The 24044-nt window shown below is 49.0% G+C and carries 17 protein-coding genes; 14 read left to right on the forward strand and 3 right to left on the reverse strand.

Annotated elements, in window-relative coordinates; translation table 11 throughout:
- Positions 1–70: 70 nt before the first annotated feature.
- Positions 71–1036: an arsenic resistance protein gene (locus MKY44_RS02985; protein ID WP_341005985.1), complete on the forward strand. Its 966-nt coding sequence runs from the start codon at positions 71–73 to the stop codon at positions 1034–1036.
- Between the two features lie 359 nt (positions 1037–1395).
- Here MKY44_RS02985 and MKY44_RS02990 read toward each other — a convergent pair whose 3' ends face one another.
- Together MKY44_RS02990 and MKY44_RS02995 are read right to left on the reverse strand one after the other, a co-directional pair.
- A complete protein-coding gene (locus tag MKY44_RS02990) occupies positions 1396–3024 on the reverse strand; it encodes a response regulator (protein WP_341005986.1) in 1629 nt (542 codons plus the stop codon).
- 5 nt (positions 3025–3029) lie between these two features.
- Positions 3030–4859, reverse strand: a complete 1830-nt coding sequence (locus tag MKY44_RS02995; protein WP_341005987.1) for a cache domain-containing sensor histidine kinase — start codon at positions 4857–4859, stop codon at positions 3030–3032.
- Positions 4860–5002: 143 nt separating this feature from the next.
- On the opposite strand from MKY44_RS02995, the gene MKY44_RS03000 reads away from it, so the two are divergent.
- The 11 genes from MKY44_RS03000 to MKY44_RS03050 all read left to right on the forward strand — a co-directional run bounded on the left by MKY44_RS03000 (position 5003) and on the right by MKY44_RS03050 (position 20417).
- The gene (locus MKY44_RS03000; protein WP_036607341.1) at positions 5003–5884 is read left to right on the forward strand and encodes a carbohydrate ABC transporter permease; all 882 of its coding nucleotides are present in this window, start codon (positions 5003–5005) and stop codon (positions 5882–5884) included.
- The gene (locus MKY44_RS03005) at positions 5884–6720 is read left to right on the forward strand and encodes a carbohydrate ABC transporter permease (protein ID WP_047840283.1); all 837 of its coding nucleotides are present in this window, start codon (positions 5884–5886) and stop codon (positions 6718–6720) included. The genes MKY44_RS03000 and MKY44_RS03005 overlap by 1 nt, the downstream gene beginning before the upstream one ends.
- 979 nt (positions 6721–7699) lie before the next feature.
- Positions 7700–8998 (forward strand): ABC transporter substrate-binding protein, encoded by a 1299-nt coding sequence (locus MKY44_RS03010; protein WP_145151910.1) that lies wholly within the window; start codon positions 7700–7702, stop codon positions 8996–8998.
- 430 nt (positions 8999–9428) lie between these two features.
- Positions 9429–9995 (forward strand): TetR/AcrR family transcriptional regulator, encoded by a 567-nt coding sequence (locus MKY44_RS03015; protein ID WP_341009770.1) that lies wholly within the window; start codon positions 9429–9431, stop codon positions 9993–9995.
- Positions 9996–10055: 60 nt separating this feature from the next.
- On the forward strand, positions 10056–12047 hold the full coding sequence (locus tag MKY44_RS03020; protein ID WP_341005988.1) for an alpha/beta fold hydrolase: 1992 nt from the start codon (positions 10056–10058) through the stop codon (positions 12045–12047).
- Positions 12048–12140: 93 nt separating this feature from the next.
- A complete protein-coding gene (locus tag MKY44_RS03025) occupies positions 12141–13088 on the forward strand; it encodes an aminopeptidase (RefSeq protein WP_341005989.1) in 948 nt (315 codons plus the stop codon).
- A gap of 613 nt (positions 13089–13701) precedes the next feature.
- Positions 13702–14133: a chemotaxis protein CheW gene (locus tag MKY44_RS03030; protein ID WP_017690859.1), complete on the forward strand. Its 432-nt coding sequence runs from the start codon at positions 13702–13704 to the stop codon at positions 14131–14133.
- A gap of 205 nt (positions 14134–14338) precedes the next feature.
- Positions 14339–17542 carry a DEAD/DEAH box helicase gene (locus MKY44_RS03035; protein WP_341005990.1) on the forward strand — a complete coding sequence of 1068 codons (3204 nt, stop codon included), beginning with the start codon at positions 14339–14341 and terminating at the stop codon, positions 17540–17542.
- A gap of 46 nt (positions 17543–17588) precedes the next feature.
- Positions 17589–18407, forward strand: a complete 819-nt coding sequence (locus tag MKY44_RS03040) for a hypothetical protein (protein ID WP_341005991.1) — start codon at positions 17589–17591, stop codon at positions 18405–18407.
- 399 nt (positions 18408–18806) lie between these two features.
- Complete coding sequence (locus MKY44_RS03045) at positions 18807–19781, forward strand: M15 family metallopeptidase (RefSeq protein ID WP_341005992.1); 975 nt, start codon at positions 18807–18809, stop codon at positions 19779–19781.
- Positions 19782–20015: 234 nt separating this feature from the next.
- On the forward strand, positions 20016–20417 hold the full coding sequence (locus MKY44_RS03050; RefSeq protein ID WP_074093334.1) for a RidA family protein: 402 nt from the start codon (positions 20016–20018) through the stop codon (positions 20415–20417).
- A 626-nt stretch (positions 20418–21043) separates the two neighbouring features.
- Here the strand turns inward: MKY44_RS03050 and MKY44_RS03055 are convergent.
- A complete protein-coding gene (locus tag MKY44_RS03055) occupies positions 21044–22114 on the reverse strand; it encodes a copper amine oxidase N-terminal domain-containing protein (protein ID WP_341005993.1) in 1071 nt (356 codons plus the stop codon).
- Between the two features lie 249 nt (positions 22115–22363).
- Here MKY44_RS03055 and MKY44_RS03060 point away from each other — a divergent pair, with 249 nt between their 5' ends.
- Together MKY44_RS03060 and MKY44_RS03065 are read left to right on the forward strand one after the other, a co-directional pair.
- Positions 22364–22840: a GNAT family N-acetyltransferase gene (locus MKY44_RS03060; RefSeq protein ID WP_341005994.1), complete on the forward strand. Its 477-nt coding sequence runs from the start codon at positions 22364–22366 to the stop codon at positions 22838–22840.
- A gap of 47 nt (positions 22841–22887) precedes the next feature.
- The gene (locus MKY44_RS03065) at positions 22888–23958 is read left to right on the forward strand and encodes a Gfo/Idh/MocA family protein (protein ID WP_341009771.1); all 1071 of its coding nucleotides are present in this window, start codon (positions 22888–22890) and stop codon (positions 23956–23958) included.
- The last annotated feature ends 86 nt before the right edge of the window (positions 23959–24044 follow it).

The raw sequence follows: 24044 nt of genomic DNA on the forward strand, positions 1-24044 counted from the left end.
CCAATGTACGCGAAACGATGCAGAAATATGTCCATGCCCATGATGTCTCACTAACGAGAGGAGGCAGAGAATGCTTACAAGAGAAACGATGGAGCAACAGCAGACTTGGTTCTATGTAGTTGCATTGTTCTTAGGAGCAGTGATCGGGCTGAGTAATCCGGTATGGGGGAATGCTTTACACTACACCGTGTCCCCGGTTCTTGCCGTTCTGTTATATAGCATGTTTGTACAGATTCCCTTTTTACAGTTAAAAGAGTCCTGGTCGAATCTTCGATTTATGGGGGCGCTACTGGTGGCTAATTTTATCGTTGTACCTGTAGTCGTATGGTTGCTTACACTGGTCTTTCCACAATCACCAGGCGTTCTGATTGGAGTCTATCTGGTACTGTTAACGCCCTGTATTGATTACGTCATTGTGTTCACACAGCTCGGCAGGGGCAATGAGAAACTGATGCTCGCCGCAACACCCCTTTTATTTGTTATACAAATGATCCTGTTGCCGTTTTATTTATGGGTATTGATGGGGGCTGAGGTGGCGCAGGTCATGCAGGTAGGGCCGTTTGTGGGGGCTTTTCTGTTCCTGATCGTTATTCCACTGCTGCTCGCTGTTGTTACACAAGTTCTCTCCAGAGGTAAAGTGAGCGGCGAACGGGTCATGAATGCGACGGCATGGCTCCCGGTTCCGATGATGGCACTTGCGCTGATCGTGGTTGTCGCTTCCCAGATTGGCAAAGTTTACAATGATATGGCGATCATCGTGAACGTGATTCCGATCTATGTTGCTTTTCTAATCCTTATGCCTTGGATATCTCGGCTCATTGCTACTTGGTTTGGATTAAATCCAGGCGCTGGGCGGGCGTTGATATTCAGTTCAGCCACACGGAATTCGCTGGTCGTTCTGCCACTGGCGCTGGCACTCCCTCCACAATGGGCAAACATAGCCGCAGCTGTTATTGTTACACAGACGATGGTGGAGCTTGCAGGGGAGCTAATCTACATTCGACTTGTACCTGCGGTGATTTTGCGGGATCGGTGAGCGGAGTAGGATATATCTATGTTATGATCTAATATAATTAATAAAACCATTTTTGGTAAATAAAAGGGGGGTGAGAATCCCTATTTATCGGAAGATTATGTTCTACCTGGATATTGTCCTATTACTGTTCAGCCTCATCTATTTCCCCGTAGTAGCTCATAAGACAGGAAATAATATGGCTTATGGATTTATGGCTGTAATTTTATTAGGTACAATCTCTCGGATCGTATCCTATCTTAGAAAAGAAAGAGTCAACAAATCGTCATGATATAGGCTATTTTCTGTAAAAGTAAAATTAAAAAGAGTACTTCCGATGGGTCATGCCGGGAGTACTCTTTTTAATTCGGATCAAATACTCGTTACGTACCCGCCTCCAATAATGTTTTACGATATTCCGCTGGCGTGATGCCTTCCATCTTTTTGAACACTTTGCTGAAATACTTTTCGTCCTGGAATCCAACCATCTCCGAAATTTTAGCGACTCGCAGGGAAGGATTTTGCAGTAACAGCTTGGCGTTGTTGATCCGCAGTTTAGCCAGATATTCTGACCAGTTCAGACCAAATTGCTGTTTGAATTTGCGTGAAATATACTCCCGGCTCAGGTAGAAACGCGCGGCAATCTGCTGTAAGGACAGGTCCTCCTGATAATGGGCGTCCATATAACGTGCAATCTCACTCATGGGATCAGGATTGGCGTGGTGATGAGCGGTGAGCGCCTTTCCTGCGGCAAGCAGTCGTTGTTCCAATAATGAACGAAGCAGGGGGAAGGATAACAGTCCTTCAGCGTCCAAAGGTAACTCGGCAAAGGGAATAGACTGTTCCTCCGTCACTTCTTCCTCATGGAATGACAAACCTACCGTATCATCAAGCCAGCGGCTCAGCATCCATTCCAGCTCATCGATCCATTGCTGGATCTGCTCAGCACTGACAACCTCAAGATCAGTAATCGGGTCAAGCCACTCGGCGACCGCAGCAGCTACACTGGAAGCTCGGCAACTCATGGCTGCCATACGCAGGGGTTCTTCATGGGCGGTTAAACGCCTGATTTTATTTCCATTTGATGATTCCACTGAGGCATGGATTCGCTGTTTAATTTGCACAGCATTACGTCGCCACAGCCTTGAACTTGCTTCCAGATAGGCTGCTGAGATTCCGCCAGGGTAAGACTCACAGGTGGAGATGCCGAAATGAAGCCGGCGCTGAATCGTCTGCTCCAATCCATGATTGACCTTGTCCAGAATATGTTCCAATGAAGTGGATGGACCCCAATGCAGCAGAACAATCTCGTCCGGTTGATCCAACTGACGAAACATTACGCCTTCATCTGGTGTGGATAACATCTCGGCACAGATATTGAGTACCGAGAACACAAGCAGGTCCGGTTGACTGCGGTATTTTGCCAGACAATCTGCATCCAGATGGGACAGGCTGGAGACAGCGACACTACAGACAGGGATTAGACAGGGGAGATTTAACTCATCCTGTAATCGCTGCATGTGTGATGGGCTGCTGCCTCTTCCGACGGCAAGTTCGGTGAGCAGACGATCCTGGTAGTGGGGGCGCATTCGATTAACGACAATGGATTGCCTGGTGGATTGTATTCGAATGGCGTCTTCCTCTTCCCAAGCGGTAACGGCCTTTAATAGAGAGGCATTCAGCTCATCTGCTTCCACAGGTTTCAGGAGGTAGTCCATGCCACCATGCCTGATTGCATGCCTCACAAGTTCAAAATCATCATATCCGCTGATAACCAGCACCTTGCTATGTGGGGCATGAGCCGATATCCATTCAAGCAATGCCATACCGTCCTTGCCCGGCATACGCATGTCACTGAGTATGATTTGAGGTTGATGTGCCGTGATGGCGGCGATGGCTTCATCCCCGTCTGCTGCTTCAAGTAATGTATCAATACCAAACTCTTCCCAATGACCAAGCAACCTTATGGCATCGCGGACATGTTTTTCATCATCTACAAGCAGTGCCTTCATGTTGTTCACTCTCCCGCGTATAGTTTAACCGTGATCTTCACACCATTGGGTTCCTGATTGTTGATCTCAAGCCTGGCTGAGTGACCGGGATGTGAGTTCAATTGAAGTCGGCGTATTACATTTCGTAGACCGATGGATTCAGACTCGTCGGATTCTTGTGTGGATAACCCGGTTGTTGTATGACTTTGATGCAGCCATCCGCGGATCTCCAGTAATTTATCTTCTGGTATGGAGGGGCCGTTATTATTCAGTTCTATTTCAATCCAATGATCATTGATCCGGCGGCTGGATAGGGATATGTGACCTTTGCCAGGCTGAATATCTGCTCCATGTTTGAAATAGTTCTCAATTAAAGGTTGTAACGTCATTCTTGGCATTTCGACAGACAGGGTATCTTCGGCAAAATCCAAATCCACCTCAAGGCGGTCACCAAACCGCTCCTGCTGCAGTTCCAGATATAACCGGGCATGCTCCGCCTCTTCGCGTAAGGTCACGCAGGTCTGATCCCGCATGCTGTAGCGCAGCATTTTGGACAGGCTAGAGAGTAGTGTATATGCCCGTTGTCCTTGCTGTTGAAGGGCAAGTGTACCGATCGATTGCAGTGTGTTATATAGAAAATGCGGATGGATCTGCGCTTGCAATGCTTTGAGTTGATTTGTCTTATTGGCGATTTCGAGTCGATATTCCCGCAAAATAAGATTATTTACCGTATCCATCATATCTCGGAAATGACGAGCGAGCACCCCAAATTCATCTCGGCTGGATAGATGGATATCCACATGCAGACGCCCGGCTTGAATCTGGTTCATATACCGCATGAGTTGCTTGAGCGGACCGGTGATTCGGATGGAGATGAATAAGGTTGCAACAATGACCAATACAAGTGCTGCGATGGCAATCATCGCGTTATTCCACGTAAGCGTGGTGGCTCTGGCATATAACGTCTCATTCGGAATCTGTTTGACAATGGTCCAGTCGGCGTACGTGCTGCCAAGTTGCTGGTATACATACATGGAACGATCCTGTTCAAAATGCCCTGCGACATTCTGGGTTGTACCTTCGCCAGATCGTGCGATTTTCAGTTCACTAGCCGTTTCCTCTCGTAGTGCATCCGTATGATTGACCTCTGAACTTCCTTGGTAAATAATCTGATTCTGACCATCCACCACATAGATCTGTTCCTTAGCCGGATCATACAGCCTGCCACAGATTGCTGCAATGGTATTCATATTCAGATCAATGGCGAGTACACCCAGACGCTCGGTGGACGGAATATCCTTGATCACCCGATGCAAAGTAATGACTGTTCTTGCAGGGTCATCGGGGGAGGCGGCCTTGAATCCGTACGTGTGACTCATGTGGGCCGATTCCACCCAGATATCCGGGCTGTCACCGCCTGTTTTTCCATGAAGCGAGCCGGAATAGGCCTGTTTTCGTTCCTCCCGCTTCGGAAAGGGATTTGTAATTAAGGTGGATTGATTAGCGGCAAAAGAGTGCAAATACAGCTGGAATACATCCGGCACAGCCGCGCGGATGGTCTGCAAAGTGGTGTACACCTCGGCAACCGCACGATAATCACCAGGAATTTTTGCCAAGTTACGCAGAAAGTTCGGGTCGTTATACACAGCGAGCGACGCTCTGGCCACGTTATCCACATAGTTATTGAGATTGGTGGACGCTTGGTAGATCAGGCGTTTGTTTTCTTCCACAGCTTGTTCCCGCAGGGCCGTCTTGGTCTGGATAAACGTCATGCTGATCGAAGCGAGCAGTGGAAGTGTGGTAGCAATGAGCATAAAGGCAATCAATTTTGTGCGGATACTGTAGTATTTGGACATCGGAACACCCCTTCTGGTTGCAGGTTAAGAGAGGACAATATTTTACCCCCAACTGTTCACAAGGGTCGGTGTTTCCCTCGACGATAATGGGGTTTAATAGAAAAAGAGACCAATTTCATCCATCTATAGAAGGGGAGAACGATATGAAGCATCGCAAATCTTCACAGCTGTTACAGCAGCTTGTGTTCGTGGGTCCCTCCATCGTGTTTTTTATTCTCATCATCGTGGTCCCTTTCCTGCTTGGCATGGTGTATTCCTTCACGGACTGGAACGGGGTATCCGAGAACATTAATTGGGTAGGGTTTGATAACTTCGTGCATGTTTTTGCGAATGATCCCAAGTTCCAAACGGCGTTTTGGTTTACGGTGCGCTTCACCGTGGTTGGTGTAGTACTGACCAATGTGATTGGCTTTTTCCTGGCGTATTTCCTGACCAAACCGCTTAAGACGAGAAACATTCTGCGTACGATCTTTTTTATGCCTAACGTGATCGGTGGGTTGTTGCTCGGCTTTATCTGGCAGTTCATATTTGTGAAAGGGTTTTCAGCAGTAGGCGATGTAACCGGCTGGTCCTTCTTCAACCTTCCTTGGCTGGGAGACGAACCAACCGCCTTCTGGGGAATCGTGATTGTGTTTGTATGGCAGACCGCAGGTTATCTGATGGTCATCTACATCTCATCTCTGACAAATGTATCCCCTGATCTGCTGGAAGCTGCCGAGATTGATGGCGCAAGTCGCTGGCAGGTACTGCGGAGCATCATTCTTCCGCTCATTATGCCAGGTGTAACGATCTGTCTGTTCCTGGCGATCTCCTGGTCGTTCAAAATGTTCGATCTCAATCTGTCACTAACCAAAGGTGGACCGTTCGGATCAACAGAGTCGGTTGCACTTAATATTTACAATGAAGCCTTTGTAAATAACAGATATGGCATCGGAACCGCCAAAGCACTCGTGTTCTTCGTAATCGTTGCCATCATCACCATGATTCAGGTACGTCTGACGAAGAGCAAGGAGGTAGAAGCCTAATGGAGACGACGAAAAATTACCGCTTCAGTACCATTGTAACCGAGATTGTCATGGTACTCCTTGGACTTTTATTCCTGGTTCCGTTTTACTTCCTGTTTGTGAATTCGGTCAAAACCTTCGGTGATCTGCTCACCAATTCGGCTGCATGGCCGGAAGTATTCCAGTGGGGCAATTATGCTAACGCCTGGGAGAAAATTAACTTCCCGTCCGCGCTGATGAACTCGCTTATCGTTACCGTGGTCAGCAATCTGTTGCTTGTGCTGATCAGTTCCATGGCCGCGTACCGAATGGTCCGCAGCGATACCCGGTTCAACCGTATTTTGTTCGGCATGTTCATTGCCGCCATGGTGATTCCGTTCCAGTCTATCATGATTCCACTCGTTACTGTAACCAGTAATCTGGGATTGATCGACAGCCTTGGCGGACTCATTATCTGTTATCTCGGTTTCGGGGCACCGATGTCTGTCTTCCTGTTCCACGGATTCGTAAAATCCGTCCCACTGGAGATTGAGGAAGCAGCCCGGGTGGATGGAAGCTCTGCCTACGGGGTGTTCTTCCGGATCGTATTTCCACTCATGAAACCGATGTATGTAACCGTCATCATTTTGAACACACTCTGGATCTGGAATGATTATCTTCTCCCATCCCTGATCCTGCAAAGCTCCAACCTGCGTACGATCCCAATTGCGACCTTTGCGCTCTTCGGACAATATACGAAGCAATGGGATCTGGCTTTGCCGGCACTTGTGCTCGGCATCATGCCGATCATTATTTTCTTCCTGTTGATGCAGAAGTATATCATTCAGGGGATTACGGCTGGATCAGTTAAAGGGTGAGTGCGAGGGCAGGGTCGCTGCCGGGATCAAGCGTGGAGTGCGAGTGCAGGTCGCTGCGGGATCAAGTTGCGCTTTCGGTCGCTGTTGCTCCTCGGTGGCCTGAATGTATTAGGGCAAGGAAGCCACCGAGGTTCAAAGGCGAACGCTCCGCTCCTCCATCGCATCCTGATCCCTTTGCTCCCACCTCGCATGGAGGTGTGCAAAGGGAGCCATGCCCGCATAGCTTGGGCATGACTCCTAGGGAAGAGAAAGCATCGATAATGAGAAAAGAGCAATAAAGAGAAAAGACCAAGAAAGAAATGATTTAAAGACCAGGTTCGATAAGACAGAAGGTGAGTATGTAAGGGCAGGGTCGCAGCGGGCTCAAGCGGGGAGTGCGAGTACAAGGTCGCAGCGGGCTCAAGTTGCGCTTTCGATCGCTGTTGCTTCTCGGTGGCCTGAATGGATTGGAGCAAGGAAGCCACCGAGGTTCAAAGGCGAACGCTCCGCTCCTGCATCGCATCCTGATCCCTTTGCTCCCACCTCGCATGGAGGTGTGCAAAGGGAGCCATGCCCGCATAGCCTGGGCATGACTCCTGAAGAGAAAGCATCGATAAAGAGAAATGACCAAGAAAGAAGCTTGTATAGCCAGGGACTTCTTCTACAGAGTGAAGTGATGGTAAGCTCCTTTTTTAAAGCGCTAACGAATCCACCGCATCTTAATAGGTGGATAATCAAGGAATACAAATTGTAACGAACCTCAGTAACGTTATTTGGATGTAAAACGGCGTCAGAGCCCTAAAAATTGACCAAATCGACGAAATAACGTCGCTGTGATTCGTTAGAATGGGAACCTGTGCAAATAGGTGCGAATAACGTGCGCTCGGTTCGTTAGAATGAAAATACGCTTCAAGGGAAGGTTATTCTGTCATCGGAGTGCCAGTGTAAATATTCATTAGTTGAACTGTTATACTGAAACTACTATAGGGAGAGTGTATGTATGAAAAGAATGACAAAGTTGACGTTGCTTATGCTGATTGCTTTTTCAGTAATGCTCGCGGGTTGTGGCAATGGGGACAAGAGTGGCAGTCCGGTCAACACGGATACTCAAGGTGGTGGCGAGGCTGCTGCTGGAGATAAAACTATTAAAATCTTCCAATTCAAAGTCGAAATTGCGGAAGCGCTCAATCGTCTCAAAGCGGAATATGAATCCTCCCATCCAGGCGTCAAACTGGACATTCAGACTGTAGGTGGCGGCAGTGACTACGGTGCTGCATTAAAAGCCAAGTTTGCGGCTGGCGAACAACCAGACATTTTCAACGTAGGTGGTTATCGTGAATTGGATACATGGCTTGAATATCTGGAAGATCTGTCTGGAGAATCATGGGCCAAGGATGCACTCGAAGTAGCCAAAGAGCCAATGACCAAAGACGGCAAGCTCTACGGACAGCCGCTCGCGCTGGAGGGTTATGGTTTCATTTATAACAAAGACCTCTTCCAAAAAGCAGGTATTACCGAAATTCCAACGACACTGGAACAATTGGACCAGGCTGCACAGAAACTTCAGGCCGCAGGCATAACGCCTTTCTCGAATGGATATCAGGAGTGGTGGGTGCTGGGTAACCATAATGTAAACGTGGCATTTGCGAATCAGGCAGATCCGGTGAAATTCATCCAAGGACTTAACGAAAGCACGGAAAAAATTCCTGGCAATCAGGTGTTCACCGACTGGATTAACCTGCTCGACTTAACGTTGAAATACAGCAACAAAAACCCGCTGACAACCGACTACAATACACAGGTAACCCTGTTTGCAAGTGGAGAAGCGGCGATGATGCAACAAGGGAACTGGACTCAAGTTCAGATCGATGGAATCGATCCGAATCTGAATCTGGGTATCCTGCCAATGCCAATTAACAATGAACCGAATGACAAATTGTTTGTCGGCGTGCCGAACTACTGGGTTGTGAACAAGAATTCCCAAGTGAAAACGGAAGCAAAAGAGTTTTTGGAATGGCTTGTAACTTCGGATATCGGGAAACAATATATGACCAAAGAATTCAAATTCATTCCGGCGTTCAGTTCTATCACGGCATCGGAAGAGGATCTGGGTGACCTCGCCACAGATATTATGAAGTATAGCCAGGAGAATAAAACACTCAGCTGGAACTTTAACCGTTTCCCTGAAGGTGTTCCACAGGAGTATGGTAGCACGATCCAAGCTTACGTTGCAGGCAAGTCGGATAAAGCCGGATTACTCGACGCATTGCAACAGAACTGGGATAGTCTGAAAAAATAATCCGGATCATGGGCGGTATCCACAGGTTACCGAAAACTGTTCAGAAATTTTTGGATAGAAAAGTTAGTCTATTAGATAAATAAGTCAATTGAAACAGGTTTGCCAGAAATCTTATTCTGGTTGGCCTGTTTTTGTTTTCCGAGGAGCCAATAGCGCTCTGAAAAATTCAAAGTTAGTAATATCCCTGAAATGTGGATAACCCGAAAGTAGTTTAACGATCTCATGACGAATTTAACACAGAGTTAATACTATATGTGGATATCCTGTGTGTATAACACTCTAAATGTGGACAAGTAAGGAGGAGTTGGAGCATAAGAGCATCTTTTGTTAACAGAAATACTTGTTTTCAACTAACTAGTACTGTATAGTTCTAAATATGACAAATCCAAAAATGAACACAGGACCTGCCAAATCCAAAAGTACCAATCCGGTGAACCGGACCAAGGCAGTTGAAGTGGCGGCACAATTATTTCTGCGTAAGGGGTACAGCTACGTCAGCATGGATGAAGTCGTGCGAGTGAGTGGGGTATCCAAGTCAAATATTTATTATCATTTTAAAAACAAGGAGGAACTGCTTCAGGCCGTGGTACAATACTGGATTGCCCAGTATGAGTCGGAGCTGTATCTGCTGCTCAGTCAGCGTGAGCGAGGAGTGGAGGAGCGTATCTACTCGTTTATGGCATTGCTGTCGGCAGGTATTGAGGGCCGTAATTACGAAGGGAGCTGTCCTTTTGTTACGTTATATATGCAGACACCGGACAGTGCACCCCAAGTGAAGGAAAGCATATCCAGATTCTTTCGTGAGCTTAGACCGATGGTGGAGAAGTTGTTTCAGCAAGGTTTGGATCGCGGTGAATTTCGCAAAGAGATCGAGCCGGGACCGGCTGCGTTGTTGTTTATTGCAGCACTGGAAGGTTCACTAATCCTAGCGGGAACTGCGCGTGATGTAGGGATTATAGAACAATCGGCACGTACTTTTTGTCAGATGCTTCGTTAATCGAAGCTCTTTTTTTGAATATAACTAGTACTATATAGTACTAAAAGGAGCCGTAACAGAATGATTGTACATACTAACCGTGTAGTCAATGAAGAAAACACAGCAGCAAATTCAACAAACATGAATCAGGTAATAAGCAAGTCTGATATTGCAGAAACAACCATTTTTATGACAGGAAGTACAGGTTTTATTGGCAAAGAAACGGTCAAACAACTCACGCAGGGAGACGCACAATTGCTCTTGCTGGTTCGTTCGGAACAGCGAGCCAGAACTGTGCTGAAGGCTTATGGAGTGAAGGATTTCGACCGAATTACCTTTATTACAGGTGATTTGTCCATGTCGGGTCTTGGCCTTACCGCAGCAGATCGGGAGCGTGCTCTTGATGCGAATGTGATCATGCATGCGGGTGGAACGATGGACGTCACTTTGGAACGAAAAGTAGCCGAGCAGATATTTATGAACGGGGCCAGAGAAGTGGCACAGCTAGCACAGGAAATCCACCGTACTCATGGATTGAGACACTTTATCCACGTTGTTGGTTATATGAGTCCTTATGGAGAGCGGAATGAACAGGGGAATTATCTACAGGTTGAGCATGTGGATAACAATGAAAGTGCGTATGAAGAGATGAAGTTTCATGCCGATCTGCACATTCGCGAGCATGCAGAACAGCATCACTATCCCTTATCCGTTGTAAATCCGAGTACAGTGGTTGGACCACGTCCCACAGGTGAAACCGAGCAAACGGGTGGGATTGGGCTGCTCATTCAGGCGATTCAGAAAGGACTTATGCCGGTAGTGCCGGGAGGTTCATCCTATTGGTTACCGCTTGTGGAGAATGACATTGTTGCACAGACGCTTGTTTTTCTATCCAAGGAAGCTGCTCCAGTCGGAGGAACTTATCCACTATTGGCGCGGAGGGAAGACAGTCCCAATATGAAGGAACTGTTGCAACTCTTGGCGCAGCAATTGGACGTACCCAAGCCCAAAGGGGCTGTGCCACTACCATGGATTCAATGGATCATGAAATCAGGTGGTTCACGCATCAGTGGTGTTCCGGCGGAGTCGGTTGCTTTTATTACCAACAGGTCATTCCCGGTTGAAGAGACGGAGGCTCTGTTCACACGTATGGGGCAATCGTGGCCGGACATCCGGGAACAGCTTCCGCTGGTTACAGCCGATCTGGACTATCGTCTGCGGTATACGCCGTTACCTGAGGGTTTTCCGACAGATTATATTCGGTCACGGAGCGGAAATATGGCTATGCTTGGTTGGGAGGGTGAGGGAGAGCCTTGGATTATTGTACATGGTTTGCTTCAATCTGCGGATGAGATGTTACCGTTAGGAAAACAGCTTAGGGACCTAACCGGGAACCCGGTATGGTTAATCGATCTCGCTGGATTCGGACGGTCCCCTGTGCATCAGGGAGATGAAGCATTTGAAGGTCAGGTGGATGCGTTGCTTCAGGTGCTCGGTGAGTTTGAAGGTCCGGTGAAGCTGGTGGGGCATTCGATAGGGGCTGCTATTGCAGCTGCGGCACAGATACGTAGCGGGCGGACAAACATTCGGCTGGGGTTGCTTCAGCCAGTAGCTAACAATTCGAATCCGAATGTCCTGAGATGGATTTCCCGTTTGCCAAGAGGTGTGATGCGCTCCATGCTGCGTGGCAGATCGGAGAAAAGTTGGAAGCGAATGTTCAGTTCATTTAGCGGCGTAGGCGACAGCAGTGTTATGCCCGATACCATGGGCAAGAGAATACGCTCCAGTCTTCAGTCCCCTCGCATTGCAGGAGCACATGCAGACTTGTTGCGCTGGATCCACTCGGATCAGAGGAAAGGCGCCAGATCAACGTTGTGGGAGAAAATGGAAAGTCAGCATTATGCCAAGAGTGTATTAGTTGTATGGGCCAATCAAGATCAGGAATATCACTTTCCCCAGGATATGAACTCACAGGTCAAACGGATAGATGTACCCTATGGACATTACTTTCCGACGTTTCAGTATAAGGAAACAGCTGCAATCCTCGCCGAATGGGCCGATACCTTGAGGTGAGTTCAGGTTTGGACATGCAGGAATCCCGTGCCAATTGTCGAAAGGATCAAGTCGACTTTTGAGAGCTGAACCAAAGACAGGAGAGATGAATGTATGAGCAAGCAACGTGTGGAAATCAGTAAAAATGTGCTAACCGAATGTCTCGGACTGCGCAGCGGAGAGAATCTGGTAGTTGTCGCAGACGATATGAAACGGGATCTGGCTGAATCCATCTATGAGGCAGGCAAAGCACTTGGTGCTGAGTCGGTCCTGTTAATTATGGAGGAACGCAGCAGATCTGGAGAAGAGCCACCTGCGCCGATTGCAGAGGCCATGATTCGAGCAGATGTAGCCGTGTGTGTAACGCGATATTCATTAACACATACCCAGGCACGCAAAAAAGCCGCAGCTTCAGGGACCCGAGTGGCAACCATGCCTGGCATGACAGAGGATATGTTTATGAACGGAGCCATTACAGCTGAATATTCACAAGTAAAGGCGTTGACCGAGAAGGTAACGGATCTATTAACCGCAGGTCGCCATGTGCGAATAGAGAAGCAGGGCCATAGTCTTTCCTTTTCCATTGAAGGTCGTAACGGTGTACCAAGCACAGGTATGTATTTGAACCCTGGTGAATCGGGCAACTTGCCGTCAGGAGAAGCTTATATTGCTCCCGTTGAGGGCAAGGGCGAGGGCAGTATTGTTGTAGATGGTTCCGTTGCTGGAATTGGGGCACTCCGTGAACCGATGCTATTGACCGTTAGTGAAGGACGGCTGGTGTCAGCCGAAGGACCAGATGGGGATCAGTTACTGGAAACGCTTGGTGAGGGCGATGGTCGTTTTCTCGGCGAATTCGGGATCGGTACCAATAATAAGGCACGAATCACGGGTGTGGTGCTGGAAGATGAGAAGGTGTACGGCACAATTCATGTGGCCTTTGGCAGCAATAACACATTTGGTGGAACGATTGCCGCAGGTGTTCATATTGATGCAGTTGTACAAAAGCCGGACGTGTACATCGATGACAAGCTGATCATGCGTCAGGGTGAATTGGTCGAATAACTACAGCGAAGGAAATTGGGCATGTCCACAACGTGTCCACAGTAATGGATAACTGAAGCGAAAATTCGGATTTTACGTCAGATTTACAAACAAATACACAACATGTCCACATTAAATTAATGAATATCCACATGAAACGCCAAAGATATCCACAGCATGTGTGCAATATGTGCACAACTTATCCACAAATCAGGTATAACTCGTGTTTTCATGCGATAAAACAGTCGTTTTGGAGTAATAAAACAAGTTATCCACAGGAATAGCGCTTTTTTGTTCCAAGTATTTGAAAACATAGAAACAGATCCATAATATATGGGGATAAAAAAGACCAAAAATCGGCACAAAGCTGATCTTTGGTCTTTTTTTTGAATATCATTTTTCAATCCGATGTCAGGTTACTTACGCTCATTACTAAAACGACTGACTTCCACCACCCTCCATAACAGGGCAAATGAGCAGAGCGGAGACAGCAACTGTAATGCAACGTCTGTTGAAGTTGGCAAAATTGATCTGAAGCCTAAACATTTGATCAAAAATAACCGATACACCAAAGTAACATCTAGTGGGACGAAAGTAGTCTGATTATACGGAATGAGAGGGTATGGGGATAACTATGGACGAGGGAATGCAATATATTAATTTTTCGGTAGGAGATCAGATCTTTGCACTTCGAATTGATGAAGTTCATGAGATCATCAGAATGGTACAGGTAACAACAGTTCCATTTGGAAGTCCGGAGATCCGAGGTTTTGCTTCGCTGTACGGTAAGGTCGTTTCGGTGGTGAGTCTTCGTGTATTGTTGGGCATGCCAGACCAGGAGGATACCTCTTCTACACGTATTATTGTGGTGCCTTACAAAGGTGGATTTGTACCGCTGATTGTAGATATGGTCGATTCTGTCGTAAGTTACGATCGTTTCGAGGAACCAGCTGAGGAACACCGCCGTTTCATGCTTGGCGTTTTTGACAAAATCGGGTTCTGTGAAGATCATCGTGCAGGCATTTTGAACCTGGATGTATTACTGGGCAGCTTGATCAGATCATAGGAGTATAACGATCCGTAATTCTTTCAATATTCAGTATTATCCTTCGGTTTACCCAAATGTTCCTCATCCGCTTTTCGGGAGAAGGGACATTTTTTTGTGCCGCTAAGCATTGAAATAACCACTTTTTATGGGCAAAGGTTTTTAAATCCAGTCATTTTCGTATATGATGGAGAGTAACAATGCGAAGGGATGACGGGAGACTTTAATGATGCAATCGCTGTATGGAGTATGGCTTGGTGACGTATTTTTTTGTTTTTCCGGTGAAACATCGGAACCACGTGTGGATGCATGGAGCCACGTGGTAAGAAGGTTGAATTTTGGCGACGGGGGTCGTCTGTTTCAGCCTGCCGCTCTGCGTCTTGCGGAGCTGCGCTGGCCGAATCCGCTGAGGAACACGGCTGAAGCCAAGAACACGAAGCGGCGTCAACTGCTGGGACGCACATTGGAAGGATTGGCAGTCTCGCCTAAGGATGCCTTCAGGCTGCTGCTGCAATGGGATGACCGTTTGTTAAATGCAGCCGGAATTCAGGTTGGAGAAGAGATGCGTTACTGGATCAAGGCAGCGCAGTTCACACAGGAGCTGCTGTTGCGGGGAGCAATTGCTCCATCGGCTGAATTCGCAGCAAAGACCGGAGCACGGCGACGGACCGGGCAAGAGACATTAACAGGTGTATGGTGGCCACGCTTGCAGCAGGAGGAGGACATCGAACGCTTCCGCGATCTTGCTGAAGCGATGCCCCCGATTGGACTTTCTGCTCCTGGAGCTTATGCTTCATTGGAACCGGAAACGCGTGAAGAAGCAGGGGCTGCGGTATTATTTTCATTCATGAGTGGCATGATTCATGCTGTAGTGACAAGTGAACTGGAGGGCATGGACAGTGAACTGTCCCGTTACCGCACCCCATATCGACGCGGATCTTCGCCAGTAGCCGAACTCTGGTGGAACAGTCTGATCTCGATGTTCCGTCCTGTGACGGTGCAAGGGCCGACGGACGATATGACAGCGTTTATTCATACGTTGCAAGAAGTTGGTGGAACGTCAATGCCAATCGTGGGAGCAGAAGAGATGGCGCCTGCTGAAGGACAATTGAAGCTGGTGCTCCGTTTGGAGCCTCCACTGGGCGAACATGAAACGATCTGGGGAATAAGCTTTTGGGTGGACAGTGAGCAGGAACCAAGCCTGAGGTTGCCTGCACGGACCATCTGGGCACATCCAGAGCGAGATCTGGACCGGGGGAAGGTGTTATATACCTCGGCGGCAGAGCAATTATTGATGGCACTTGGGCAAGCAGCAGAACTGGCACCTGAACTGGAGACGGCGCTGCTCACCGCTCGTCCGGAGGAAATTAAGCTGGAGCAGCAGGGTTTCTTTGAATTTCTCACGCATGCGGTTCCGCGTTTGCAGAAGGCCGGGATAACCGTTCTCATGCCTTCAAGGTGGAGTCGTGCCGGGAAACGTCGTGCGGGACTGCGTCTGCAGATGTTGAATCGGGGAACAGAACGGTTGCCTGGAGCCACATCGGCACTGGGCATGGAACAATTGGTTGCTTTCAAAGCGGAGCCTATGCTGGATGGGAAACCGGTCACGGCGGAGGAACTGGCAGCATTGGCTGAATCCACAGTTCCGTATGTCATGTTCCGTGGTGAATGGATTGAAGTGGATACAAAAGAAATTCGCCAAGTCCTGCGTTATATGAAAAAAGAAGAAGAACAATATATGCCTCTCTCCGAATGGCTGCATCTGGCAGCGGATGAAGGGGAGGATTCCGCATGGAAGGGCCTCTCCGTCTTTGGCGCCGAATCTGATGGGATGCTTGCTTTCCTGCTCGATGGACAGGTGCTTCGCAGTATTGAGCCTCGTCAGGTTCCGGCAGAATTGCATGGTGAACTCAGACCTTATCAGGAACGAGGTTACCAATGGTTATCCGCGATGCGTGAGCTGGGCTTTGGCGTATGTCTCGCGGACGATATGGGACTTGGGAAGACGATTCAGGTAATTACCTGTCTGCTGGACCGCAAACACGAGGAACGCCAGGCGGCTGAAGAGGAAGCCCGTGAGAATGAACTGTTGAATGGATCAGATGATTCTTTCTCGGCGGATCAGAACACGAATGAGCAGCCTGTTCATCTGCCTGCACTTATTGTGTGTCCTACCTCGCTGCTTGGAAACTGGCAGCGTGAGCTGAAGCGGTTTGCCCCGGATCTGTCGCTGTACATTCATCATGGCGGACAACGGCTGCACGGGAATGATTTTCAGGCAGAAGCGCAGACGCATGACATTGTACTGACGACCTATCATCTGGCAGGCAGAGATGGCCCGGATCTGGCTTCGTTGCACTGGTCCACTATTGTGCTGGATGAGGCACAATATATTAAGAACTACCGTACCAAACAAGCGCAAAGCGTAATGCGCCTGTCTACACTTCATCGTATTGCGATGACAGGAACGCCTGTAGAGAACCGACTGAGCGAACTTTGGTCGATTTTCCAGTTTCTCAATCCGGGGTATCTGGGCACAGCTTCATCGTTCCGCCAGCGGTATACGGGACTGGGGCCATCCGAAGAAAATGCAGCATCCTTGCGTGAGCTTCATCGACTGGTATCTCCATTCATGCTGCGCAGGCTGAAGAGTGATCCGGATATTCGCAAGGATCTGCCGGAGAAGCTTGAACTGAAATCCTATTGTTCTCTGACGCCGGAGCAGACGGTGTTGTACCAGCGTGTGGTGGATGATCTGATGGGTGGTCTGGACGGCAGAAATGGCATTGCCCGGAAGGGGATTGTTCTGTCCTCCCTGACCAAGCTCAAGCAGATCTGTGATCATCCGGTGCTGGCGGACAGTAATCGGAAAGACCACGGCAAGGCTGAGGCATCCGGTAAGATGGAACGTTTGCTTGAATTGCTGGACGCCATCCGTGATAACGGGGAATCGGCACTGATCTTCACTCAATATGTTGCTATGGGAGATCTGCTGGTAGCACGATTGAAACAGCGATATGAGGAAGAGCCGTATTTCCTGCATGGTGGTGTGTCGAAGGCGCAAAGGGACGATATGGTGGAGACTTTCCAAAAAGGAGAGGGGCCGTCCATGTTTGTTCTATCTCTTCGTGCCGGAGGTGTAGGTCTGAATCTGACACGTGCGAGTCATGTGGTTCACTATGATCGGTGGTGGAATCCCGCGGTTGAGAACCAGGCGACGGACCGTGTATTCCGAATCGGGCAGAATCGCAATGTGCAGGTGCACAAGCTGATCTGTCAGGGAACACTGGAAGAACGAATTGATGAGCTGATCGAAAGCAAGAAGGCACTCTCCGAGCAGGTCGTTGGTTCGGGTGAGAATTGGCTGACCGAGATGTCGGATGATGAGCTGCGTGGCCTGATTTCTCTTCAGGGTGAGACGTGGCTGTGACCTTGAACATTCAGAGGAATATAGATGTTGAGAAAGGGGGATTATTGTGAGCGAAAAATGGAAGATCGAGCTGCATATGTCCCCCGGTGGATGGACTGCAGAACTAAATACAGCGGCGGATGCGGATCAGGAAGTTTCCGTTTCCGTTTCCGCTTCCGCTGCTGAGGGCAAGACCGGATCAGCCGCAGGCATGTTCACGGTCACGGGAACGCCGGCGCGACTGAGCGAAGCCCAGCGCGAGGCTGTGCTGGCTCAGCTGCGCAAGCGCCCGCTGACGCTGTACGCCCTGCTGCGCGGCGGCCCGGCGCCCGAGGAGCTCGCCGGGCTGCTGCCGGCTGCGCAAGCGCCCGAGGGCTCGCCAGGCGCAGCAACGGCCAGCGCGGCCGTGGCGTGCACCTGCGGCCGCCCGGGCTGCGCGCATGCCGCGGCCGCTGAGCGCGCCGTAGCCGCGCGCCTCGCGGCCGAGCCGCTGCTGCAGCTGGCGCACGCCGGCCTGCCGCGCGAAGCGCTGCTCGCCGGCGTGCTGGGGGCATGGGCGGAGGAACTCGCCCATGATCCCAGCGGCCCCGGCCGCGCAGCGGAAACGGCTGGCCGCCCGCAAGTGCGGGGCGGCGAAGGCGGCGCGGCCGTCGGCGAGTGGATTGCCGAGGCCGCCGCGGACGGCGCCATGCACCAGCCGGGGCCGGGCTTTGGCGCCGTTGAGGTGCGCCTCGCGCAGCCGGGCAAGCCGCCGGCCCTGCCGGAGCTGACGGCGTTGCTGCCGGGCGTGCCGGCCACCGCAGGGCTGGATTTGATCCGCGAGCGTGTAGCCGCGCGGATGTGGCAGGCTGTCCAGAAGAAGACGGACAGCCCGGCAACCAAATGATGCACCCATCAGAGCGGGGGAGATCTCAGATCACCCCTGCTTGTTTTTATTGCAGCATGTTGCATTATTTGATTTAATTCATTTCCGGTACAAGATGAATTTTGTCTTTATCCAACAATGCTCATTAGTAAAGTGCATCTCGGTATTATCATTTTTTTGCATAATGGATATATGAAGGCATATTCCCATTTCACTTTTATTGTGTACAGCACGGGGATGTTGCTCTAAAAGTCCAAAAAACGATCATACAGGCTGTACAGCTCGTATATGTTCATTCGGATCTCTTCTAAAGGAGGTCTTTACCGGTGGAGCTTCGCTCCCAATTAAGGTATACTGTCGCAGGGAACACTGCACGAGAGAACTATATAACATTTATATTATTGCGATAGGAGTTTTTACATGAAATCAATTACAGGAAGACAGCGTCGCATGGTGGTTATGCTGTCCTCATTGATGATATGCGGAGCATTGCTTGCCGCGTGCCAGAACGGTTCAGGCACAGAGGAGAGCCAGAATCCGAATGGAACAGGTAACACACAACAGGAGACGGACGGCACAACGGTTCATTTTACGGAGGATAAAGGAACGGATGGCGACAATGCTGGCGGGGATGACACATCATCTTCTGGCAACAGCGGTGAAGGCACGGATAGCGAGTCTGGGAATGCTTCAGCGGGTGGAGAGCAGGGCTCTTCGGACAATGGGAATGGCGCGACAGCGGAAGATCCATTACTGGAGAAACGCAGTATCAGCGCACTGCAAACAACGATTGATGCACAATCCGTGGTAACCAATGCTGAGTCTATGACCGTCATTGTGAACAAACAACGGAGTCTGCCTGACGGGTACGAGCCGGACGATCTGGTAGAGCCGAATGTACCGTTCTCCTTCGACGAACCTCACGAGAAGCGGCATATGCGCAAGGAGGCTGCGGAGGCACTGGAGAAGTTATTTGCAGGTGCAAAAGCGAATGGCATTGAGCTTCGTGCAGTGTCCGGCTATCGTTCATATCAGCGGCAGGTATCCATCTACAACAATAATGTCAAAACCAAAGGTCAAGAGTACACGGATCGCGTGAGCTCTGTGCCAGGCCGAAGCGAACATCAGACGGGTCTTGCCATTGATGTATCCAGCCCGAGTGTGGGCAATGTGCTGGAAGAGGTATTTGGCACATCGAAGGAAGGTCAGTGGCTGGCTGAACACGCTGCAGAATACGGATATGTCATCCGTTATCTGCAAGGTGAAGAAGATACCACAGGTTACGTCTATGAGCCTTGGCATATTCGGTACATCGGTACCGATTTGGCACCGGATGTGGCGAAGAGTGGGTTAACTCTGGAAGAATACTTCGATGAGGCTAATATCAAGTTGTAATTTGGATGTTTCATCCTTAATGAAAAGATACTAATACTAATTCTCATAAATCCCCGAATGAACCGTCCTTGATCTAACCAATGGGCAGTCATTCAGGGGATTTTTTTCTGTGCAAAGATGTTAATGGAGTTAAGATAGAATTAAACTTGATTCCATTGTCTGAGATGATGGGGGACTGATATAATTCATGTTTAATCTGAAGAGACAAATACAACCAAAGCGAGGGACGAGAGAATGAGCAGACAGCAGGTATTTACGGGCTCCCCATGGGAACCATTGGTGGGATATTGCCGTGCCATCCGTGTAGGGAACAGAATTGAAGTGGCGGGTACAACCGCGATGCAAGATGGTGTAGTTGTTGGGGCAGGTGATCCGTATGCACAGACAAGGTTCGTTTTGCAGACGATCGAGAATGCACTGAAAGAACTGGGGGCTGACATGTCACATGTGGTGAGAACCCGGATGTTTGTGACCGATATCTCCAGATGGGAGGAAGTTGGCAAGGCACACGGTGAATTTTTTGGACAGATCCAGCCTGTAGCCACCATGGTTGAAGTTAGCGCACTCATTGATCCCTTGTTGATGGTTGAGATTGAAGTGGAAGCGATTGTTGAAGATGAAGTCACAGCCGATTGATTTTGACGGTTATCCGGATGATTTTCTAAGGAACACAGGACGTCTTATTTGGCGATAAGGTCCTCTTTCTAAAATGTAAGGAACGTCAGACACGTTATTTCCCGAATTCCTCTGATAAAAATGCTATAAACAGCTGTTTATTCAAATTAGCGTGCCTGAGATTCCTTAGATTTCTGCGGGCGCTTCAAATCCTTGAATAAGACGCCTCAGATTCGTTAGCGCTAAATCCAATTGCTCTGACATTCAGTATGTAACCCATTTCGTATGCAGCGCACATCGCGCGTGTCTGCTCTGGACAAGTTTCAGCTACGCTTTGATTTGAAGCAGTTTGTAGACACGCTCTAAAAAACCAAAACCAAAACCCAAAAACCCAAAAAGCCCAAAAAAATAACCTTACCCGTGCTTGTCAGAAGACAAGCGGATAAGGTTATTTTGAATTGACTTCGCCGCCTGGCCGCACGGCTGAGCTCTTGATGCGCCAAACTCATGACACTGCGCGCCAGGAGCTACATGTGGATGGCTGGTCATTATGATGCTCCACACTCATGACCCCGTGCTAAGCGATGCACGCGGTCGTCTGCAACAACATATAACATGTGTTTCAGCCAGACGTTTTTCCAATCGTATTATTTCGCTTCCAGCTCTGCTGCAGGTGTTTCAACAACCACTTTCCAAGCTGTTCCGATTGGAGGCAGGCTGCGTGTCAGCATAGGGCTGTAGAACCCAATGACTTTAGCGCCTTTGGTCAGTTCTTCAGCTTTTACCGTTTCACCTTCGTGGTTCACGATCAGCGTGTCTTTAGCAATGTTCAGCACGACATGGTCAGGAGCTGTTTCGGTTAACCGTGTACCTGTAATCTCAATCTGTGAGATGCTGCCTTTAGCTGTTGTTACATTTTCAATTGTACCAGCTGTCCCCAGAACGTCTTTCAATTGTGTTTCAGATTCTGTAGCGTTATCCAGCACAGTGACTTTATAGGTAGGCGTTTGTGGTGGCAGGCTGCGGGTGGTGATGAGGGAATGCTCAGCTTCCACGTTCATGCCAATGGCTAGATCAGTCAGTGCAATCTCTTTCCCCTCAACTGAGATGAATTTGGTCTCATCGCTCAGATTGAGCACGATGCCATCCAACCCTGCACCGCCAATCTGGATGGACTTGTATTTATCTTGGTTCGAGATTCTGGTAATTACACCACGTTCAGTAACCGTCTTCACGTCCTCTTCACTAGAGATCGTCACCTGATTTCCTGTTGTGTTCACTTGTCCATGCAGAGCTTTTTCCGCAAAAGAAGCCGGTACATACAATTTGCCGCCTGTGATTTCGGGCGCCGTACCCAGCGTAAGCAGCATTTTATTCACGGAATATTGATCCTTGCCTGTAATTACCTGTGTCCACAGAGCACCACGAGTCAGCTCTGCAGTTTTAGTTTCTTTATTCCATTCCAGTTCAATACCCAGTGCGTCGGTAAGATCACGCAGCGGGATCATGGCTACTTTGCCATCTTTGTTCCAATAACCATCAGAGATGGTTGCGCCATTCACGGATACGTTTACTACACTCACTGTGTTACTATCTGCTGAAACGGATGTTTGATGGACTGGTTTTGTGTTGTCCAGTGTTGCTGCATAAGCGGCTCCACCACCCAATGCCATGGATAGGGCCATCAGTGCACTTACTTTTTTCATGTTGTTGTTCATCAATATTCATCCCTTCTAATCTGTGTACTGACGCGGTAAAATCTTCCTTAGGGCCGCGCTTCAAGTTAATAGACGGGACAAATCGTCTAAGTGTTGCAGTTGAAATGTAATGAATGTAAGCGGTAGATTAGTTTAAATTAGAAATATCGCTTGTATTGCAGGTTATCCGCAGCAGGATCAGGTTAATTTCAGGTAAGTGGCCAAACCTTTGTCCTATTTCACATTCAAGTACGAGGAGGAACGGATTAGATGAGTGATATGTTGGTAGCGCTCTATCGTTTACCGGAGCAAGAGAGTGGACTGAGAGCGTTGGAGGAATCCTCCATTGTGATTCGAAGAGCCATTGCCCCAGAGAAACAGCTTGTACTGGATTGGGTGAGGTCACATTTTAGTCAGGCTTGGGTGGATGAATGTGAGGTCGCTTTTGCGCGTCAGCCGGTGTCCTGTTATATTGCGGTTGAGCATGGGAAAATGATTGGATTTGCCTGTTACGAAGCGACATGTCGCAACTTTTTTGGACCGGCAGGTGTGAGCCAGGATGCACGAGGCAAAGGTGTAGGCACAGCCCTGTTACTGGCCTGTATGCATGCGATGAAGGCGGACGGTTACGGGTATGCGATTATCGGATCAGCGGGACCTGTGGATTTCTACGCCCGGACGCTGGGTGCCGTGAAGATTGAAAATTCAACGCCGGGTATTTACGAAGGCTTGCTGCGGGCAGACTAGACAATAATGATGTTGTGGAAGTTGTGGAAAAGGAAGGGAGGACGATGATGAGCACGAAACAAATGTTGCACATCGGAATGATCGGTACGGGATCAATCTCGGATCTTCATATGAGGTGTTATGCCAAAAACGAGGATGCCGTCATCTATGCCATTTGCGATCTGAACGAAGAGCGGGCTAAGGCTGCTGCGCAGAAGTATGATGCTCAATCCGTATACACTGATTATCGGGAGATGCTGGAGGACCCGCATGTGGATGCCGTCAGTATCTGTACTTGGAATAATACACACGCTGAGTTTGCCATTGCTGCACTGGAGGCAGGCAAGCATGTATTGCTGGAGAAACCGGTGGCAACCAATGTGGAAGATGCACTGCGGATTGAAGAAGCGGTGAATAAGAGCGGACGTACTTTTATCGTTGGATTTGTGCGTCGGTATGATAACAATATGCAGATGATGCGCAGATTCATTGATGCCGGGGAGTTTGGTGAACTGTATTATGCCAAAGCTTCCATTCTGCGGCGTCACGGCAATCCAGGCGGTTGGTTTGCAGACAAAAGCCATTCCGGTGGTGGCCCCCTGATTGATCTCGGCGTACATATTATCGACCAATGTTGGTACCTCATGGGCAGGCCGAAACCTGTTTCGGTCAGTGGTAATACGTATCGGAAGTTGGGCAATCGTGCCCATATCGAACATCTTTCTTTTTACAAAGCAGCCGACTACAGCGCAGCTGTGAATGACGTAGAAGATATGGCGAATGCACTCATTCGTTTTGAAAATGGAGCTTCGCTAGCTGTGGATGTGAGCTTTACCCTTCATGCACGCGGAGATGAATCTTCGGTAAAATTATACGGCGAGCGTGGTGGGTTCGAACTGGAGCCAGAGACACTGATCGTCACGGAGAAAAATAATACCATCCTGAATATTGAACCCCAGACGGACAATACGGGTCTCCATATTCATAGTGCATTCCAGAACCAGATTGACCACTTTGTGGATTGTTGCCTGAACGGTACAGAGCCGATCAGCCCAATTGCGGATGGTGTGGCTTCCACGCGCATGTTGTGCGGAATCTACGAGTCCGCTGAGAAAGGGCAGGAGATTCGTCTGGATTGAGTCCATTTTACATGGCAGTTGTCCTTCATTATATTAAAAAGCATGCGTCTTCCGCGTGATCTGCGGTTACGCATGCTTTTTGGCAT

The organism is Paenibacillus sp. FSL R7-0026 (assembly GCF_038004485.1).
Lineage (GTDB): Bacteria > Bacillota > Bacilli > Paenibacillales > Paenibacillaceae > Paenibacillus > Paenibacillus xylanexedens_A.